Source organism: Bacillus cereus group sp. BfR-BA-01453 (assembly GCF_022662915.1).
Lineage (GTDB): Bacteria > Bacillota > Bacilli > Bacillales > Bacillaceae_G > Bacillus_A > Bacillus_A paranthracis.
Window position 1 is genome coordinate 70,327 of the sequence record NZ_JAKUEN010000008.1, and the last position, 13,423, is coordinate 83,749.

Below are 13,423 nucleotides of genomic sequence, written 5' to 3' on the forward strand. Positions count from 1 at the left end.
AGAAGTAGGTGTTATTTCGATAAAATATGGAAAACGTAAAGAGTATGTAAAAAAGAAGGAGTGGTAAAGTGAACTATGTCATTATTGGCGGAGATGCAGCTGGTATGAGTGCAGCGATGCAAATTGTTAGAAACGATGAAAATGCAAATGTTGTGACGTTAGAAAAAGGTGAAATTTATTCGTACGCGCAGTGTGGGTTACCATATGTCATTAGTGGTGCTATCGCTTCAACGGAAAAGTTAATCGCGCGTAATGTAAAGACGTTTCGTGATAAATACGGAATTGATGCGAAAGTACGACATGAAGTAATGAAAGTAGATACGGAAAAGAAAATGGTATACGCAGAGCATACGAAGACGAAAGATGTCTTTGAATTTTCGTATGACCGTTTATTAATTGCGACCGGAGTACGTCCTGTTATGCCAGAATGGGAAGGGCGAGATTTACAAGGCGTTCATCTTTTAAAAACAATCCCAGATGCTGAGCGCATATTAAAAACGCTAGAAACGAATAAAGTTGAAGATGTAACCATTATTGGCGGCGGTGCAATTGGACTGGAGATGGCAGAAACATTCGTCGAACTTGGTAAGAAAGTAAGAATGATTGAGCGAAATGATCATATCGGTACAATTTATGATGCGGATATGGCTGAGTATATACATAAAGAAGCAGATAAACATCATATTGAAATTTTAACGAATGAAAATGTAAAAGCATTTAAAGGAAACGAAAGAGTGGAACAAATTGAAACAGATAAAGGAACGTATAAAGCAGATCTTGTTTTAGTATCGGTTGGAGTAAAGCCGAATACTGATTTTCTTGAAGGAACAAATATACGTACAAATCACAAAGGGGCCATTGAAGTAAATGCATACATGCAAACGAATGTGCAGGACGTATATGCAGCTGGTGATTGTGCAACACATTACCACGTTATAAAGGAAATTCATGATCATATCCCGCTCGGAACGACTGCCAATAAACAAGGTCGACTTGCAGGACTGAACATGCTTGATAAGCGAAGAGCATTTAAAGGTACGTTAGGTACAGGTATCATTAAATTTATGGATTTAACGCTTGCAAGAACAGGTTTAAATGAAAAAGAAGCGAAAGGATTAAACATCCCGTATAAAACAGTTAAAGTAGATTCTACAAATATGGCGGGCTATTATCCAAATGCGAAACCACTTTACTTGAAATTACTATACCGTTCTGACACGAAACAATTATTAGGCGGACAAGTAATTGGAGAAGAAGGTGTAGATAAACGGATTGATGTAATCGCAATGGCACTCTTCAATAAAATGAGCATTCACGATTTAGAAGATGTGGACTTAAGTTATGCACCACCATATAACAGCGTTTGGGATCCAATTCAGCAAGCGGCAAGGCGAGCAGAATAGCACTTTTTAAGTGCTATTTTTTTCGTTAAAGAGGAATCATCATTTGTGGCGAATGAAGTGAATTGGAAATAGTTACATATAGGGAAGGGGATCATTAAAAATGTTTGTAACACTGCAAATGGTTCAAGAATCAGAAAAAGAAATATTACGTAATTTGTATGCACTATATCTTCATGACCTCTCTAAGTTCACTCCTAATATAAAGATTGGAGCAAATGGATTTTTTGAATACGAAGATTTACATATGTTCTGGGAAAATGATGGAATCACTCCGTATTTTATTAAAAGTGATAATGAGATTGTAGGATTTTTATTACTACTGGAACGTCCGTTTTTGAAGAAGGAAAACGATTTTGGTATAAATGACATTTTCATATTGAATCAGTACAAGGGAAAAGGAATCGGTAAAAGAGTTATTGAGAGTTTGCTAAAAGAGAAACGAGGACAATATTTCGTTATCGAACTTGTGAAAAATGTACCAGCAGTTTCTTTTTGGAAGAAAGTATATAGGGAGTTAAACATCGAATTTGATGAGAAAATACAGTTAATCGATGAGGAAGAATGTCTCGTTCCAACGTTTGAAATATAATGAAATGGATTCTTTTAGTATATTACTTTGAAATTTAACTTTATTTTGAATATACCGTTCTCCCTTGAAAACATAGTACGTATCGCTTATATTTTCATATAGTATTTATTTTAAAATAAAGCAATGAACGAACCAGGGGGCACAGTATGGCAATTAATATGAAAACAATCGAAGAATGGATTGCTGAATCAAACGCAAGACAGGAAGAAGACTTTGGAAACGTTGTTGAAGAGATGAAAGAAGTATGCATTGGACTTGATAATGCGACATTAATTTATACGAAAAACGTATTTTGTTTCGGTAAGAAAGTAGAAGTATTGTTCTTCTTCCAAGACCATGTCGTGATCGGACAAGAAAAAGACGAATATGTTGAGATTGAAAAATTAAAGTATGATGCCATTACAAATAGTAATTTAAAAACAAATGACAAAAATACAACGTTAGAATTAAAGTTTGCTAACGGACAAACTATCAATTTAGATAGTTTAAATGATAACTACGGTACGAAAAACTGGTTATTTGCGAGACAAATTAAAAGTATTTTTAAGCTAATCTAGTAAAAAAAGCACGCCGTACACCGGCGTGCTTCTAATTACGCAAATCCCCTTTTAACCAATTCCGCGCCCGATAGGCCCCAACAGGAATTTGAATAAGTGACGTTTTATTTCCAGCATCTATCCCGTATAGCTGATCACATGAATTTGTATCAAAACTAAGTAAAGGATGCCCGCCCATCCCCATTGCGGTTGCTGCAAAAACGAGTTTGTGAACGAGTATACCTGCTTCCATTTGATGAATACGGTACCCTCTATAGCCTAATGCATTTGTATAGTAATCTTTCTTTCCGACTACATGTAAGCAAAGTGGTACTTGAAAAAGGTTTACGTTATCCATCGTCATACTAGATTGAAGGGGGTAACGAAGGTCACCATATCGAAGTGGTTGTATGGAATGCGTTTTACTATTATAAGCGTAAGCCCCGTTTTCTATATCTTTTACGTTATAGAAACATCCATATAATGAGACGCGCGCATTTTCATTTACATACTTACCATCAAGGTCGTTGTAATAAGGGAAGGAGAGGCTCGCTTCTTGTAGTAAAGCAGCGAGCTCGGCTACATCCCATTTTGTTAAAATAAAGTCAGCATCAGGGGAATACCGTTTTCGGCAAAGTTGTAAGAAATCATAAGATAAACGCTCTACTTTCGGCAGTTGTATAGCGTGCTCATGATGTTGATAGTGCTCTTCATGAACTAGTGTTTGGAAGTGTGCTGTCGATTCAATTATAGAAGCTTCATTTATTTTTGTTATCATCGGATATTCATCAACATGTTTTGACCGAATGAAATGTTCATGTGTGAGCGGCGGAATTTGCTGTAAAAACTCATGGGAAGTAACTGTTTTCTTTTCACGGTAATCATTGTAAAACCAATTCGTTTGTGGTTCTGTACTGAAAGGTACAACAGCATACACGCTTTCTTCGCCTTCTGACAGTCCGAGTAAATGATTGATTGCACGGTCTAAAAACTGAAAATATACGCCATTTGTGTAACCGAACTGTTTGGCACATTCAAGTAATTGTCCGATGAGAACACCACTATCTAATCCTTGAAGTCGATATGAAAAGTTATTGTATTTAAAGTAGTTTTTCCAAAACATAGTGGATACGAATGCAGCACCAAAACAAAAATGTAAGTTACAACGATTGCCGAGTGCTTCTGTAAGGTAAGAATCGAAATTTCCTTCGCGAAGTAAGATAAGTCGGTGATGCGCGGCGTCGTAATGGTAAATGCCGTCTGGATAATCGTCAATCTTTAAATATATATACAATTCATTTGGATATAAAGCGCCGCCGGAAGGGATAGATCTTCGGAATAAAATTCTCTCGCTATTTAGCTGACATAACTGGGTTAAACCAAATGAGCACCAAAGGTAATGACCAATCTCTTTCAAAGTAGGTGTAGTAGAAGAGTTAGGTAAAGATAATGGGATTTCTAAAGAGAGAGGAATGATAGGTACATTTCGATATAGTTTATAAGGAAGCGGTGCATCTGCCCAGTCCACTTCATGATTCGGCATAATTTCGTCTATAGAAAAATGGAGATGATGTAAAAAAGAATCCAGCTGCATAGAATCCCTCCTTTACTATGGAAACGGATGCGGATGTGGATTTAATTGTTCATTCGTTAAAGGCTCAGCGGTATATCCAAGCGTCATCGGTACGGTATACACTCGATCTAGCCCTGTAAGTCGAGTGAGATGGTGACCGAACGTCATCGGTAGCATACCTGGAATAATGACTTTTACACAATGCAATCCGTTTTTTTCTATAAGAGGCACTGTTTGATCTACAACGATTACTTCAAGTCCGGTTTGGCCTAGACGGTTTAAAAGTTGATGAAGATCGGATGTTAAATCGAGATCAAATGATTGTAACCTGTTCATTTCTTGGAACGTTTGCATCGGGGCATCGTCACGTAAAAGAAAATGAAGACGTTCTTCTGCTTCTTTCAATCCGTACAGCATACTATGGTCTTCCATTTTATTTACGAGATAAGCGTCTTGTAAGCAGTTTTCGTAGTACTCTCTTTTTTCCTCAAGTTCATCGTCTGTTATAAGTAGCATGCCTGCTATTTCGTGAATGGCACTCTTTAAAGCGCGGACAGGGTCCAAATGAGAGCCTCCAGCGCAAACAACGTTCATTCCATTTTCACGCGTATTTTTCGCAATTACCCATAAGCTCGGGATACCGTGTTCCATCGTAGCATTAAAAGCATGCAATTCATAACCGGTAATCGTGTACAGCCGCTGGATCATTAATTGTAATTCCGTATCATTTGCTGAACTAAGATCAAGGCGGGGAAGAGGTAATGCAGCATACCAAGTGAGCAAAAAGGCGTCACGCTCTACAACTTCTAAAATACCGTGAAAAATTGCTTCTTCTAGACTACCACCAATGGCACAGCCATTTGATGTTTCATATACGTAAGCATCTCGATGACCGAGGCTATAATAAGCGATTGATTCAGGAACTAAAATTGGACGGTTTTGTGACAATGAATATCCCCATACCCAGTTTTGTTCATAGTCAGGGTCAAATGGTTTAAATGGAAAACCATCACGATTATAGTGTTCATTTGTATGTACACCGAGCGTAAGGGGATTTAGTGCATGATCCTCTAAATCATGAAAACTACCATGCACATTTGTCTTTTTCCCTCGAGGTGACATACCACAATATCGCTCTAAACCTTCTAAAATAGCAGTTGCTTCACTTACTGCAAATGAAAGAGTTCGGCCTGCAACCCCTTCATTTCCAAACATTAATGGCATGTTTATAATAACGTCAGCAAATGGTAATAAAGAATGCTGCATTTTTCCGTTCAACATACCGACTCGGTAATCTAAATAGTCCTTCGTTAAAAATGTGTTTAGTTCATGAATGGAACGACAGCGATATGTTGCATCACTTGTTTTTAAGCTCGGTTGTAATGAAATCGTTGCTGCATCTGCCGTGTCATCAGGCAAATTACTACATACAGGACAGAGCGGATCTGGAAGAAAAGAATGCCGCGTACATTGCAGTGTTTGTAAGTTTAGTAAAATGAGTTCATTTTCTAAAGAAGGATGATTATGAGTTAATATTTTCTCTGTTTCTGCGCAAATCAGATGGCACATTTGCAGAATGCCATTTTGGGTGGCACGTACATCACGCCTCGTTACGTTTCCTTCTTTTACCGCATATTTTCGCTGTAACTCCCACATTTCTTTTTGATCAAATCCAGCGATAAAGCGTCGTCCATCGGCACAATGAGTACATCCCGCTGCAAGAGGATGAATATAAGGACCGATAACCCCTTCACCAAATGAAGTAAAACCACGTAGCCACGGAATATGATTTGACCGGAAAGTTAGCTCAGCGTCATGATGAATCGTAGAAGGAGAGCCGTCGTGTAATACGAGAGCGAGGTCGATATTTTCAGGGATTTCGTCTGCAATTGTGTGTTGGCGAATGATGGAATATTGTTTGCATAATTGATCATGTACATAGTCTGCAAGAAGGCCATCTCCTATAAGTAATATATTTTGAGTCATAGACTATCCTCCTTTGCAATTAATACCCCGTACACACCATCTAAGTTTTCTTTCAAAAATGATTCAATCGCTAAATCAAACACGAATGGATAAAAGTGATGTTCTTCTAAATGTTGCAAGGCAAGCTGTAGAGATTGCGTACTTGGAATTTCTTCTTCTGCTTGTATTTCTAACCTAAAAGAATCCGTGTCATATAAAATAATAGATGATTCAGGCAAAATATTAGTTCTGTAAGGAGTTTCTTCATTTTGAATATGAAGAAGCGATAGTTGTAGTGCGTTTCGTAACGCTAACGTCATATTAATATTAGATGCACCATACCATCGATCATGTATACCAACCCAAACGACTGGAAAGCTGAGAATCTCTTCACCCATTGCGATTTTAGGTGTTTCATGAATGGTAGCGAGGGCATCGTAATAAAATCTACAATGTTTATCATGAATGTCCGTTAAGTCGACCGTCGTAATTTCTTCTAGCATATGTGATTGTCGTTCATACAATTTATTATTTAAATGTTGTTGTAGTGCCCGGTATACACCCTCTGTCATCGTTTCTCCAGCGCCAATACCGATATCGTTATGTTCAGGGATAAGGCGGTGCATAATTTCTGCTACGTATGTTTCGATTCCTACTAAACCAGCTTCTCGGCGCGCTTCGTTATGAGTTAAACCACTGCAAGTTATAAGAGGCAGGAGAGAAGCTGGGCCATCTGATAGAGGTGTAGCTACTTGAATATGGCATTGTGATAACGGTAATTGATGTAAATCTTGTTCATCCCATACATGGAATATACCAGTTTCTTTAGAAGTTAATGAATCGAAAAAACGGAATAAATCAGTTGAGGTATGTTGGTTAGACCGATGCTCAAGTTTTTCAGAAAGGTTTTCTATCGTATCAATTGTAAAACTTTCATCAGTGGCGAGAGGATGTTTTATAAAAGGATGCCATGTTCCTTCAAGTGTTTCATAATTTAATAAAAAGAATTGTGGATTCTTTTCTCGATGTGAATCATCAGCAACATGTTTAAATAATTCAAAAACGATTATATTTGCTAGCATTGCAGATGTAATTGGTGAAAATGAAGCTGATGAATGTTCATTTTGTAAAGTTGTTTCATGTAGCCGATGCCATGCGGATTCCCAGCATTCTTCACGATTAGCCATTACGACAGGACCAGCTATACCAAGTGTTGATAAACAAACGGCTGGTATGAAGTTCTTTCCTATTTCCTTGCAAATCGCATGAACTGCTCTTAGTCCTTCGATATCTCCATTTTGCGAAACGTATAAAATCCAGTCGAAAGGCTCGAACACTTCATGCAGGGGACGATCATTTGTTGTATCTATTTCTTGAACAAGTACAGCATCATCTACTTCATGCGCAAGTTCTACTAGCTCGTGAATACGGTCGTAATTCGTTTCTTCATAATCTGTCACAAGGTAATAAAAGGTAGGTAATCCGGATTCTAATAAAGAAGAAACTAAGGAAGTAAGCATATCTCCAGAGCCGATTATAAGTACATTTGCATTGCGGTACGTTTCGAATTTTAAAGCGCCTGAATGAGAATCTGCTTCTAGAAATTCAATTTGCGAAGCATATCTATCAAGTAATGCACTGTTTAATTCATGAGGTGCATCTTGACTTACATCACGGACAAACCCATTTGTATATAAAATCTCCCCAATTTCAAATACACGATTTTGATAGGGGAGAGGGAGACCATCCGTTATTTCTGCTAAAGAATGATTACCGTTAAACATTGGCATTAATTTTTCAATCCAGTTATAAATTCCGTCACCGTCCATACGAAATGAACTGGCGTTATTTCGAAAATAGACACCCCCGTTTGAGTCGGGGAGGAAGAAAGTATCTTTATTTGCTTTTAGTTTTGCATGTGCTGGAAGGTTACTCATTTTAATCCTCCTTACGTTTTAGGCATACATTATTACCTTATGTCATGCGATTTGTCCCGTATGAATGCAATAAAAAAAGCTGTAGAATGATATATTCTACAGCCTGTAATAGATTATGAATCTATCAACCTTCTAATAATAATGATTTTGGATCTTCAAGCATATCTTTAACAGCAACAAGGAAGCTAACTGCTTCTTTACCATCAACAATACGGTGATCGTAAGATAAAGCGATATACATCATTGGGCGGTTTTCCATACGTTCGTTATCGATTGCAACTGGACGTACTTGGATTTTGTGCATTCCTAAAATACCAACTTGTGGGCTGTTTAGGATCGGTGTTGACATTAGAGAACCGAACACACCACCGTTTGTAATTGTAAATGTACCACCTTGTAGTTCTTTTAATGAAAGTTTGTTATCACGTGCTTTTTTACCTAATTCACGAATTTCGCTTTCGATTTCAGCGAAGTTTAATTGGTTCGCATCGCGTACAACTGGAACAACTAATCCATCTGGAGCTGCTACTGCAATACCGATATCATAGAATTTTTTAATGATAAGCTCGTCGCCTTGAATTTCAGCATTTAATAATGGGAATTGTTTTAATGCTGCAACAACTGCTTTTGTGAAGAATGACATGAAACCAAGACGTACATCATGTTTTTTCTCGAAAGCATCTTTACGCTCTTTACGTAATTCCATGATTGCAGTCATATCAACTTCGTTAAATGTTGTTAACATTGCAGATGTTTGTTGAACTTCTACAAGACGTTTTGCAATTGTTTGACGGCGGCGGGACATTTTCACGCGCTCAACTGGTTTTTCGAATTCAGTTTTTGCAACTGGAGCAGGAGCTGGACTTTTTGGAGCAGCTGGTGCTTCTTTTGGTGCTGCAGCATGAGCTTGTACATCGTGTGGTCTCACACGTCCAAGTGGATCTGTGCTACGTACGTCGTTTAAGTCGATTCCTAATTCACGAGCCATTTTTCTAGCAGCTGGTGATGCGATAGGACGGTTTGTATTTGGTAAACCTTGTAAAGTTGCAGTTTGTTCAGCACTTGGTGCCGCAGCTTTTGGTGCTTCAGTTGTTTCTTGTTTTGGTTGCTCAGCAGCCGGTGCAGGTGTACTTACTGCAACTGGTGCTCCGTTTGCGTCTAAAATTGCGATAGTTGCGCCAACTTCAACTGTATCCCCAGGTTCGCCTAGTAACTTCGATACAATACCTGAATCTTCTGCAATGATTTCTACATTGACTTTATCAGTTTCAAGCTCAACAACGCTGCCACCTTTCTCAACTTTGTCGCCTACGTTGATAAGCCATTGTGAGATAGTTCCTTCAGTAATAGATTCTGCAAGCTCAGGTACTTTAATTTCGATCATTTTAAATGTCCTCCCCTTATTTGCCTAACGGTGTGTTTTTTCTTCTTTTGTCTTCGGTAATCTCCATTTGTTAGCCTGACCTTAGGCAGAATATCTGCCCAAGGAACAAGCTAGAAATCTTCATTGTTACTTTTTAGTTGCTGAAAACTTCAATTTCTAGTTTATCTTGACGGAAGTTATACTTCACATCTAAAGCGTGTGAAACAATTAGTTCTTGCTCAGCTTTGTGAGCGAATGGATCGCCGCCAGATGGGCTAGAGCGATCTGGGCGTCCAATATAACCTGTTTTCACTTTATCTCCAGCTAGTTCGAACAGAATTGGAGCCATGTAATGCCATGCGCCCATATTACGAGGCTCTTCTTGAACCCAAATAATTTCTTCTAAGTTTTTAAAGCGTTTAATAATAGATTGAACTTTCTCAGCAGGGAATGGGTACAACTGTTCAATACGAACGATATGAATTTCATCTAAGTTGTACTCATGCTTACCAGACTCGATTTCTGCTGCTAAGTCAATCGCCATTTTACCCGTACTTAAAACAAGACGTTTTACTTTGTTTGGTTTCATGCCAAGGTTTTCTTGTTCTAAAGCAGGTTGGAAACGTCCTTCGCTTAACTGACTAGCAGTTGAAAGCGTAAGTGGGTGACGTAATAAACTTTTCGGCGTCATCAATACTAATGGTCGAACAGCTTCTGTTCCTAAGATAGATGCTTGACGACGCAGGATATGGAAATATTGTGCCGCGCTCGTTAAGTTTGCAACTGTCCAGTTGTTCTCAGCAGCTAACTGTAAGAATCGCTCTGGACGTGCACTAGAGTGCTCTGGCCCTTGACCTTCATAACCGTGTGGTAATAGAAGAACTAAACCAGATTTTTGACCCCATTTTGCTCTTCCAGCTGAAACATATTGATCAAATAATGCTTGCGCAGTATTTGAGAAGTCACCATATTGCGCTTCCCACATAACAAGCGTTTCTGGAGCGAATACGTTATAACCATACTCGTAACCAACAACAGCAGCTTCTGATAACGGACTGTTATGAACAGAGAATGAAGCGTTAATGTTTGGTAAGCGATGTAATGGTGAATATGTTTCATTTGTATCCGTATCGTGTAATACGATGTGACGATGCGCGAATGTACCACGCTGTGAATCTTGACCAGTTAAACGAATTGGTGTACCTTCTTGTAAAATAGAAGCGAATGCTAATGATTCAGCAAGTGCCCATTCAATTTTACCGTTCTCTTCAAGAGCGTCTTTACGGCGCTCAAGAATTTTCTTCACTTTCGGATATACGTTAAAGCCTTCTGGCCAAGATAGCAGACCTTCATTAATTGCACGAAGTGAATCAAGCTCAACACCAGTATCAATTGACTGAATGCCCTTTGCAACAACATCTGGCACTTTAACGTGAATTGTTGCATCGCTCGTATCAGCTGGCGGTACTTGTGCATAGTCAGATTTTAATTGCTCTTGCGTAAACTGTGTAATTGTTTCAATTTCATCTGCATTTAGAACACCAGCAGCTTGTAATTGATCTGCATAAATTGCTCTTACAGTTGGGTGATTTTTAATCTTTTTGTACACTTGTGGTTGTGTAACTGCTGGATCATCCATTTCGTTATGACCGTAGCGACGGTAACCAATTAAATCGATTAAGAAATCTTTTTTGAACAACATGCGATATTGAATCGCAAGATTAGCAGCAGCAAGACAAGCTTCCGGATCATCAGCGTTCACGTGAACAATCGGAATATCGAAACCTTTTGCAAGGTCACTTGAATATTTCGTAGAACGAGAATCATAGCTATCAGTCGTAAAACCGACTGCATTGTTTGCGATAACATGAATTGTTCCGCCTGTTTGATATGCATTCAATCTGCTTAAGTTGAGTGTCTCAGATACAATACCTTGACCAGGGAATGCAGCATCACCGTGAACTAAAATTACGAATGATTTTGAAGTATCTTGTTCTGGAAGACCAGATTTTTTACGGTTTTCTTGAGCCGCACGTGCGAAACCTTCTACAACCGGATTCACGAACTCAAGGTGACTTGGGTTATTTGCTAATGTAACGCGAGTACTAACTTCTTCGTTACTAACGACTTGTTCTCTACCTAAATGGTATTTTACGTCGCCAGTCCAACCAGAGTTTGCTACTGCGCCTTCTATTTTTGCATGTTTGAACTCAGCAAACATGTGACTATATGGTTTTTCTAATACGTGTGCAAGTACGCTTAGACGACCGCGGTGAGCCATACCAATCATGACATCTTCTACGCCATTTTTAGCACCTTCTAGCACAATTTCATCTAGAACGGGTACAAGCATATCAACGCCCTCGATAGAGAAACGCTTTTGCCCAACGAATGTTTTATGCAAGAATTGCTCGAAACCTTCAACAGCTGTTAAACGTTTTAAAAGAGCAGTTCGTTTTTGATTTGATAGTGGTTGACGCAATGAATTTGATTCCACCATTTGATGCAACCACGCGCGTTCTTCACTATCTTGTATATGAGAAAATTCATAAGCTAAAGTTTGTGTATACACTTCTTTTAATCTATGAATTACATCAAGTGCAGTGTGAATACCTTCTGGTGCATCTTGCCATACTGTTTTTGCTGGAATCGCTTTCAAATCAGCGTCGCTCAGTTCGTTCATTGCTTTCTCAAGAAGAGATTGTCCATTTGCAGCATCTTCCATCGGATTGATGTGAGCCAACGTATGCCCGAAAGAACGAATCTGTTCAACAAGTTGAACGACTTTAAGAATTTTTTCAATGTTACCTGTGTTTTGAGGAGAAAAATGTGTTGCTGTGTTGTCCCCTGTTACGACATCATCTTGAAACGAAGGAGCTCCAAAAATTTCAAAAAGCTCTTGTAATTCCGGATCAACAGAACCTGCTCCAGTTACGTAAAGATCATACTGTTCAATAACATAACCAAGGTTCGGACCGTGGAACTTGGCCCAAGGGTTTGTCGTTGTATTCTTCCTCGTCATTTGTTTAAACCTCCCAATGCATATAATCCTTTTTCCATACAAAAAGGTGCATTTTGCTCTTTTCAATAATTGATGAACCAATAATCAATGTAAATGTTTTTCTTTACTCTTATGTTATTACAATAATTTACATAATACCAAACACTATTACTTATCTGTTTTGTAAAAAAACATTCACAATAACTTATCACCCAAGTTAATCTTTCATGTTATAAAGTAATTTTGCAGAAAAATAGGGTGGGTATATTTGGTATACCTATACGAATAACTAAAATTGTTGCATGTAAATATAAGTATAATAGTTAGAATGTTTCGATAAAAATAAGTTCGAATTATGTATATTGAAATAATAAGCGCTTTCATTGATATTATACAACAATATAACGGAATATAGTATAAAAAATAAAAAATTATGAATTTATCGTAAACTTTATTTAGATAGTGTTAAATATCGAAAGGAAAGTGAAGGATTTCTACAAAAAAAGTTGCTAAACATAAAAAATGCTTCATAAACAGTTAGTTTCTATAAATATGCCGAAAAACACCGTAAAACCAATAACACATTTTGCGGAATAAAGGGATAAATGAAATATTTTAAAAGGCTAAAACAAATATGGAGATATTAAATTTTAAAAGAAGAGAGGTGGAGATATAGTAACGGTTAGTTCCATTGTTCCATGTTTCGCTTTAAAATAGACGTGCCGAAATTGAAAAAGTTTCTTCTATATAAATAGAGTGAAACAAACTAAAATACATGTAAAGGAAACTTGACGTAAAGGTTACTTTACATATATACTCAGTGTAAGGAAGGAGGGAGAAATTTCCTTGGAAAATAAAATGGTCGAATACCGAAAAAAATTTGGACTATCTCAAGAAAAATTGGCTGAGAAACTAGGCGTTTCCAGACAAACCATCATTTCAATTGAAAAGGGAAAATACGATCCATCACTTCCGTTAGCATTTGAAATAGCAAAAACATTTCAGACAACGATAGAACATGTATTTATTTATGAAGGAAAAGAAGGGGAGGAGTAA

General features: G+C 37.9%; 9 protein-coding genes. 4 read left to right on the forward strand and 5 right to left on the reverse strand.

From position 1 onward, the window contains the following. The first annotated feature begins 68 nt into the window (after window positions 1-68). From MR070_RS17000 to MR070_RS17010, 3 genes are all read left to right on the forward strand, one after another. Window positions 69-1,403 carry a CoA-disulfide reductase gene (locus tag MR070_RS17000; protein ID WP_242261677.1) on the forward strand — a complete coding sequence of 445 codons (1,335 nt, stop codon included), beginning with the start codon at window positions 69-71 and terminating at the stop codon, window positions 1,401-1,403. 100 nt (window positions 1,404-1,503) lie between these two features. Next, entirely contained in the window at window positions 1,504-1,992 is a 489-nt protein-coding gene (locus MR070_RS17005; RefSeq protein WP_242261678.1) for a GNAT family N-acetyltransferase, read from the forward strand. A 146-nt stretch (window positions 1,993-2,138) separates the two neighbouring features. Beyond that, the gene (locus MR070_RS17010) at window positions 2,139-2,549 is read left to right on the forward strand and encodes a DUF3908 family protein (RefSeq protein WP_139896104.1); all 411 of its coding nucleotides are present in this window, start codon (window positions 2,139-2,141) and stop codon (window positions 2,547-2,549) included. 31 nt (window positions 2,550-2,580) lie between these two features. On the opposite strand, the gene MR070_RS17015 is transcribed toward MR070_RS17010, so the two are convergent. The 5 genes from MR070_RS17015 to odhA all read right to left on the reverse strand — a co-directional run bounded on the left by MR070_RS17015 (window position 2,581) and on the right by odhA (window position 12,388). After that, window positions 2,581-4,122: a SagB family peptide dehydrogenase gene (locus tag MR070_RS17015; protein WP_242261679.1), complete on the reverse strand. Its 1,542-nt coding sequence runs from the start codon at window positions 4,120-4,122 to the stop codon at window positions 2,581-2,583. 15 nt (window positions 4,123-4,137) lie between these two features. After that, window positions 4,138-6,087 (reverse strand): TOMM precursor leader peptide-binding protein, encoded by a 1,950-nt coding sequence (locus MR070_RS17020; RefSeq protein WP_044792768.1) that lies wholly within the window; start codon window positions 6,085-6,087, stop codon window positions 4,138-4,140. Continuing rightward, entirely contained in the window at window positions 6,084-8,003 is a 1,920-nt protein-coding gene (locus MR070_RS17025; protein ID WP_242261680.1) for a putative thiazole-containing bacteriocin maturation protein, read from the reverse strand. The genes MR070_RS17020 and MR070_RS17025 overlap by 4 nt, the downstream gene beginning before the upstream one ends. A gap of 124 nt (window positions 8,004-8,127) precedes the next feature. After that, window positions 8,128-9,387: a 2-oxoglutarate dehydrogenase complex dihydrolipoyllysine-residue succinyltransferase gene (gene odhB, locus MR070_RS17030; RefSeq protein WP_044792772.1), complete on the reverse strand. Its 1,260-nt coding sequence runs from the start codon at window positions 9,385-9,387 to the stop codon at window positions 8,128-8,130. A 133-nt stretch (window positions 9,388-9,520) separates the two neighbouring features. Then, on the reverse strand, window positions 9,521-12,388 hold the full coding sequence (odhA, locus tag MR070_RS17035; RefSeq protein ID WP_000197153.1) for a 2-oxoglutarate dehydrogenase E1 component: 2,868 nt from the start codon (window positions 12,386-12,388) through the stop codon (window positions 9,521-9,523). Between the two features lie 825 nt (window positions 12,389-13,213). Here odhA and MR070_RS17040 point away from each other — a divergent pair. Beyond that, window positions 13,214-13,423, forward strand: coding sequence for a helix-turn-helix transcriptional regulator (locus MR070_RS17040; protein ID WP_000428510.1), 210 nt, complete (start codon window positions 13,214-13,216; stop codon window positions 13,421-13,423).

Bases quoted from the DNA above. Each gene is read 5' to 3' on its own strand.
- MR070_RS17005 (WP_242261678.1), top strand. From the start codon at position 1,504: ATGTTTGTAACACTGCAAATGGTTCAAGAATCAGAAAAAGAAATATTA.
- MR070_RS17010 (WP_139896104.1), top strand. From the start codon at position 2,139: ATGGCAATTAATATGAAAACAATCGAAGAATGGATTGCTGAATCAAAC.
- MR070_RS17015 (WP_242261679.1), bottom strand. From the start codon at position 4,122: ATGCAGCTGGATTCTTTTTTACATCATCTCCATTTTTCTATAGACGAA.
- MR070_RS17020 (WP_044792768.1), bottom strand. From the start codon at position 6,087: ATGACTCAAAATATATTACTTATAGGAGATGGCCTTCTTGCAGACTAT.
- MR070_RS17025 (WP_242261680.1), bottom strand. From the start codon at position 8,003: ATGAGTAACCTTCCAGCACATGCAAAACTAAAAGCAAATAAAGATACT.
- odhB (WP_044792772.1), bottom strand. From the start codon at position 9,387: ATGATCGAAATTAAAGTACCTGAGCTTGCAGAATCTATTACTGAAGGA.
- odhA (WP_000197153.1), bottom strand. From the start codon at position 12,388: ATGACGAGGAAGAATACAACGACAAACCCTTGGGCCAAGTTCCACGGT.